Source organism: Vibrio sp. 10N.261.54.A5, from assembly GCF_041471145.1.
Lineage (GTDB): Bacteria > Pseudomonadota > Gammaproteobacteria > Enterobacterales > Vibrionaceae > Vibrio > Vibrio crassostreae_C.
This window is the reverse complement of the sequence record NZ_JBFRNU010000088.1, coordinates 1,521-2,050: the sequence shown is the minus strand read 5'-3', so window position 1 is coordinate 2,050 and position 530 is coordinate 1,521. Positions and strand designations below refer to the sequence as shown.

The 530-nt window shown below is 41.7% G+C and carries 1 pseudogene; it reads left to right on the top strand.

What is annotated here, in order from left to right:
- Positions 1-40: 40 nt before the first annotated feature.
- Positions 41-530 (top strand): annotated as a pseudogene (locus AB4329_RS21655) (IS3 family transposase); the annotation flags it as partial.

Genomic DNA, 530 nt, shown 5'->3' with positions numbered 1-530 from the left:
TGTCCCGTCCTGAAATGTGTTTACACATTGAGGACGAATTATGGCTACTTCAAATAATACCTACGTTAAGCGCACTCAGCGTGATTACACACTAGGCTTTAAATTACAGGTCGTCGCCGCTGTAGAAAGAGGCGATATGACATATAAACAAGCCCAAACCATTTATGGTATCCAAGGCCGTTCAACTGTTTTAACTTGGCTTCGAAAGCACGGTAAGATGAATTGGGCGCAAACTCCAAGGATGAATACCATGCACCAATCAACTAAGCCTAAAGAGTCACCAGCACAGAAAATAAAGCGTCTTGAGAAAGAGCTGGAAGACGAAAAAATCAAGAATCTCTTTTTAAATAGAGTGGTTGATATTCTTGATGCTGAACACGGAACTAGCCTCAGAAAAAAGTATCTCACCAAGGAGCAAGAAGCCTTCAAGAACAAGAAGGAATAAGTTTAGTTCGAGTATGTAAGCTATGCGGGATAACGAGACAAAGCGTTTATCAACGAGAAAAGCGAGCTGTTCATCGCCAGTTGGA